Raw genomic sequence first — 2,207 nt, forward strand, 5'->3', positions numbered from 1 at the left:
TAATCGCCCACCTTGCCTAACCACGGAAATGCTGCACACTCAACACGCGGTGTAACACAACAGGCAGGCACTTTGCCTCCAGGGGTATCGTGCACCAGAACCCGCTTTCATTTCAAAGGGACTGTTACTTCGAAAACTGCCCACCTGGATGGTGGTTTTGCAACTTACACTTTAAGACCCCCGCACTTTCAGAATGCTCCACCAATAGTGCATTACAGGTTGGGGGCAGAGTAGCGAGGCCATTTCGCATAACGGCCGGGTATTTGTATTGCCAGGGCCATTACTAACGTCCAGCCCGGCTCAGCCGATTAATTATTATCAAAAGCCCATATTTATTTTCAAAAGCTAAATTGAAACCGTGACCAGCTTGGGCTAATGCTCATCATTGATCTACTGCTGAAGTTCAATTGTCCCGCCCTGGTAATTCAAATACACATGTTGGGCGTTCGCCGTATTTTCATTATTCCTCACCGAAATAATCATGATCAACTCTCTTTAAATCAAACGTAGTAAATGTTGAAACGCCAAGACCATAATCAATCATGTAGTTTGTTAATTGTTCGCCATCAATTAATATAACCTTTTTTGTAATCGTCTTTACATATTCAATCGCAGTTTCAGAAAATTTTGAAGTTGTTATGAAAACACCCTTAGTCGCTCTTTGACCATCTAACGCACCAACGAACGATTGAATATCTGGTCTTCCTACTGATTGGCTATCCCAACGTTTTGCTTGTATGTAAATAAAATCCAACCCGAGTCGATCTTCCTTTATAATACCATCAATTCCTCCATCACTAGTTAATCTTGTTGCTTTTCCTGCTTCTTTAATAGTACCACCATAACCCATTTTTACTAAAAGTTCAACTACTAAATTTTCAAAAAAGGCAGGAGTACATACTTTTACTTTAGAAAGCAATTCTAAAGCCAAATTTTTACGTATTTTCAAATAGCTGTTTGCAATAACCTCTTCTGGTGTTTCTTTCAATTCTATATCAACAGCATTGTCAATAATTTTTTCACTATCTTTTGTCCTTCCTATATTTTCCAAATAGACTGGAAATTGTTTTAAATAGCGAAGATTTATCTCTTTTGGCTTTTTACCTAGTGCATCTTTGCCAGTCTGCGAAATTCTAAAATGACCACGTTTTATATTTTCAATTAGGCCTGCCATTTTTAAGTGTGCCTTTGCCCAAAACACCCTATTATAAAATGTTTTCTGATTACCACTTGGCAAATATTGATTAGCTTCTTCGTCTGTCAAATTGAAAACCTTAGCTAAAGTGTCATGTGTTTCTGTTGTTGTATGCTCTTGTCCGTCTGCTATATGAAGCATAAACGGAAGCATGATAGTTTGGAAGTCTGGAATTGCCATTGGCAGTTAAGTTTTAGTGAAGGTTTTTTAGGTGACGCCCAACGTTCAGGTATTTGTATTGCCAGGGCCATTACTAACGTCCAGCCCGGCTCAGCCGAATATTATTTACTAATGTCCATATTTATAACCTAAAGCCTAATTGAAACCGTGACAAGCCTGGACTAATGCTCATCATTGATCTACAGCCGAAGTTCCCATGTCCCGCCCTGGTAATACAAATACACGTGTTATGCGAATGGTTTACGAGCCCCTGCCCATACATTAACAGCCGGTTGAACGATTGGTCAGAGCTTCACTCCGGTTGTAACATTCCGTCCTCCAGAGTAACTACAGGAGCCATTGTCCAAAGATTTGTTTCCAGCACTTTTGCACCCCACCTTACACCGCGCCTTGGTATGGCAGTAGCGGAGTGCGGTGTTTTTGTGTCCTATTGGTTGTCTCTGTTTCCTAATCGCCCACCTTACCTAACCACGGAAATGCTGCAAACTCAACACGCGGTGTAACACAACAGTCAGGCACTTTCCATCCGGGGGTATCGTGCGCCCGATACTGTTATAAGTTCGATAGCAATGTTAAACCGAATGCTGCCCACCTGGCTATTTGTTTTGCAATTTACAACCTAAGACCCCGACACGCCCAGACTGTTTCACCAATATGGCATTACAGAGTGTGTGCAAAGTGCGAAGCCATTTCGCATAACGTTCAGGTATTTACGCAAAGGCGGGCCATAGCTGATGTCCCGCTGGGCCAGCCGCCTGATTATTAATTATAAGTTCAATTGTTTATTCCAAAGCTATATTGAAACCGTGACAAGCCTGGCCCAGTGTTGATT

The 2,207-nt window shown here is 41.6% G+C and carries 1 protein-coding gene; it reads right to left on the reverse strand.

What is annotated here, in order from left to right:
- Positions 1-460: 460 nt before the first annotated feature.
- On the reverse strand, positions 461-1,375 hold the full coding sequence (locus tag BC349_RS11370; protein ID WP_187256894.1) for a restriction endonuclease: 915 nt from the start codon (positions 1,373-1,375) through the stop codon (positions 461-463).
- Between the last annotated feature and the right edge of the window lie 832 nt (positions 1,376-2,207).

Source organism: Flavihumibacter stibioxidans (assembly GCF_014332695.1).
Taxonomy (GTDB): Bacteria; Bacteroidota; Bacteroidia; order Chitinophagales; family Chitinophagaceae; genus Flavihumibacter; species Flavihumibacter stibioxidans.